Source organism: Hydrogenophaga sp. (genome assembly GCF_035481345.1).
Lineage (GTDB): Bacteria > Pseudomonadota > Gammaproteobacteria > Burkholderiales > Burkholderiaceae_C > Hydrogenophaga.
In genome coordinates, this window is record NZ_DATIGV010000157.1 from 1 (window position 1) to 3,276 (window position 3,276).

The following is a 3,276-nucleotide window of genomic DNA, read 5'->3' on the forward strand; positions in this document are numbered from 1 at the left end:
TGGTCTGGAAGGCGATGCCGTCGATGACGCCGATGATGTCGTTGATCTTCCTGGAGCTCTGATTGATCTCGTCCATGGTGGTGACCACCTGCGAGACCACCGAGCCGCCGCGCGCGGCCACCTCGGCGGCGGTCGCCGCCAGTTGATTGGCTTGCCGCGCGGCGTCCGCGCTCTGGCGCACCGTGCCGGTGAGTTGCTCCATGCTCGCCGCGGTCTCCTGCAGGTTCGACGCCGCCTGCTCGGTGCGGCTGCTCAGGTCCTGGTTGCCCTTGGCGATCTCCGCGCTGGCCACCTCGATGCCCTGGCTGGACTGATGCACCTGGCCCACCAGCGCACGCATGGCGTTCTGCATCGCCGCCAGCGCGCTCACGAGGCTTTGCGGGTGGCTGCTGTCGGGCATGGTGCCCGTCAGGTCGCCCTCGGCAATGCGGCGCACCGCCTGGCGCGCCACCGCCGGGTCACCGCCGAGTTCCTGGCGCAGGGTGCGCACCACCATGAAACCCAGGCCCAGGGCGACGCCGATGGCCAGCAGCGCCAGCCCCAGCGCGACCCAGCGCGCGCGATCGGCCTCGGCGTTCACCGAAGCGTGCGTGCGCGACGACAGCTCGCGCGAGGCCTTGCCCAGTTCCAGCAGCGCCCCGCGCAGCTTGCGCCACGCGGGCGTTTCCTGGGCATTGAGCGCCTGCACGGCCTCGACGCCGCTGCCGGTCTTCACCAGCGCCAGCACCTGGTCCTGCGCCTTCGCCTGGTCGGCGCGCAGGCCGGCCAGCGGCGCCAGCGCAGCCTCGCTGGGCGTGCCACGCGCCGCCTCCAGCGTGCCTTTGTGCGCGGCATCAAAGGCGTCGCGCGCCCCGTCCAGGTTCTTGTAGGCCTGCGGGTTGTTGGGGTCGAGCACGATGTTGCGCAGCGCCTGGCCCATCTGCAGACCCTGCGCGTACATCTCCTGCACGCCGCTGGCGATGGCCTGTTCGGTGTTGATGTACTGGTCGAACTGCGACTGCGTGCGCGTCAGCGACCAGATGCTGCCGGCCAGGCCCGCCACGAACAGCAGGGCCGGCGCCACGAAGGCCAGGATGAGGCGTTGGTTGAAATTCATTCTTCTTGCTCCCTCTCTGTCGGTGAATGGACGCGGGCCACGCCGCGCCGCGTGCGGATCAGCCCACCCGGAACACCTGGACGGCGGTGGCCAGGCGGCCCGCCTGCTCCCGCAGGCTCTCGGCGGCAGCGGCGCTCTGCTCCACCAGCGCCGCGTTCTGCTGCGTCATCTGGTCGAGCTGGCCCACGGCGGTGTTCACCTGGCCGATGCCGTCGCTCTGCTCCTGCGCGGCGGTGGTGATGTCGGTGACGAAGGCCGAGATCTTCTGCGCGTTGTCCACGATCTCGCCGATGGTGCTGCCGGCCTGGGCCACGAGCTGCGTGCCGGTCTGCACCTTGTCCACGCTGTCGCCGATCAGGCCCTTGATCTCCTTGGCCGCTTCCGCGCTGCGCTGCGCCAGGCTGCGCACTTCGGCCGCCACCACCGCGAAGCCGCGGCCCTGCTCGCCCGCGCGCGCCGCTTCCACGGCGGCGTTCAGGGCCAGGATGTTGGTCTGGAAGGCGATGCCGTCGATGACGCCGATGATGTCGCCGATCTTCTGGCTGCTGTGCTGGATCTCCTGCATGGTGGTGACCACCTGGCCCACCACCTGGCCGCCGCGCGCGGCCACCTCGGCGTTGGCCGCGGCCATGGCGCTGGCCTGGCGCGCGGCGTCGGCGCTCTGGCGCACGGTGCTGCTGAGCTGCTCCATGCTGGCCGCGGTCTGCTGCAGGTTGCTCGCGGTCTGCTCGGTGCGGCTGCTCAGGTCCTGGTTGCCGGAGGCGATCTCTTGCGACGCGGTGCCGATGCTGTCGGAACTGTTGCGCACATCGCCCACGATGCGCGAGAGAGAGGTCTGCATGCGACCCAGCGCGCGCAGCAGGTCGGCGATCTCGTCGCGGCCCGTGGCCTGCACCGTGCGCGTGAGGTCGCCCTCGGCGATGGCGTCGGCCAGGTGGCGCGCCTGGTCCACTGGCGCGCAGATGCTGCGCATGTTGGCCAGCGTGGTGGGCACCACGATGAGCGCGGCCAGGGCCAGTGCAATGCCGAACACCCACAGCGTCTGCTGGCTCGCGCTGTCGCTGCGCGCGCTCAGCGCGGTCACGTCCTCGCCCAGCGAGGCCTCCACCTGATCGAGCAGTTCCGTCAGACCCTTGTGCTGCTCGTGCGCGCGCCCCAGCATGCGGTTGGCGATCGTGGCCGTTTCGTAGCCACCGCTCTCGAGCTGGTGCGACACCGGCTCGATCGCGGCCATGTAGCCCTTCAGGCGTTCCTGCATCTGGGTCACCAGCGCGTCGCGCGCTTCGTCGCGGCCGGCCAGCAGCGTGCCCATGGTGGCGGCCGTCTTGTCGGCCTCGGTCTTCCAGCGCGCCTTGGCCGCGACCACCAGGTCGGGCTTCTCATAGGCGATGATCATGTCCTTCTCATGGCGCGTCATGGCGGCCATGGAGGCCTTGAGCTGGGAGAGCGTCACCGTCTCCTGGTAGGCGCGCTCGGTGAACTCGTTGGCCACGTTCGACAGCCGCCACATGCCCCAGAGGCCGGCGCCGCCGACGACGCCCAGCAGGACCAGCACCACGGCGATGGCGCCGATCATGCGCTGGCGCACGGTGAATTGCCGCATGAATGCTTGCATCTTGTTCTCTCCTGATTGAATGTCTTCGCCGATGGCCTGGCCTCAGTGCGCCAGGCGGAACACCTGCACCACTTCCGTCAGCCGTCCGGCCTGGTCGCGCAGGCTCTGCGCGGCGGCCGCGCTCTGCTCCACCAGCGCGGCGTTCTGCTGCGTCATCTGGTCGAGCTGGTTCACCGCCACGTTCACTTGGCCGATGCCCTCGCTCTGCTCCCCCGAGGCCGCCGTGATCTCTCCGATGATGTCGCTCACCCGCTGCACCGAGCCCACGATCTCGCTCATGGTCTGGCCCGCATCGGCCACCAGGCGCGAGCCCGCGTCCACGCGCTCCACGCTGGCGCCGATCAGGCCCTTGATCTCCTTGGCCGCCTCCGCGCTTCTTTGCGCCAGGTTGCGCACCTCGCCGGCCACCACGGCAAAACCCCGGCCCTGTTCACCTGCGCGGGCCGCTTCCACCGCGGCGTTGAGCGCCAGGATGTTGGTCTGGAAGGCGATGCCGTCGATGACGCCGATGATGTCGTTGATCTTCCTGGAGCTCTGATTGATCTCGTCCATGGTGGTGACCACC

The 3,276-nt window shown here is 69.7% G+C and carries 3 protein-coding genes; all 3 read right to left on the reverse strand.

Annotated features, from left to right (window positions below; translation table 11 throughout):
- A partial coding sequence (locus VLG41_RS15940; RefSeq protein WP_325350379.1) for a methyl-accepting chemotaxis protein occupies window positions 1–1,096 on the reverse strand: 1,096 nt, incomplete at its 3' end.
- 58 nt (window positions 1,097–1,154) lie between these two features.
- The gene (locus tag VLG41_RS15945; RefSeq protein ID WP_325350380.1) at window positions 1,155–2,711 is read right to left on the reverse strand and encodes a methyl-accepting chemotaxis protein; all 1,557 of its coding nucleotides are present in this window, start codon (window positions 2,709–2,711) and stop codon (window positions 1,155–1,157) included.
- A gap of 42 nt (window positions 2,712–2,753) precedes the next feature.
- A partial coding sequence (locus VLG41_RS15950; RefSeq protein ID WP_325350381.1) for a methyl-accepting chemotaxis protein occupies window positions 2,754–3,276 on the reverse strand: 523 nt, incomplete at its 5' end.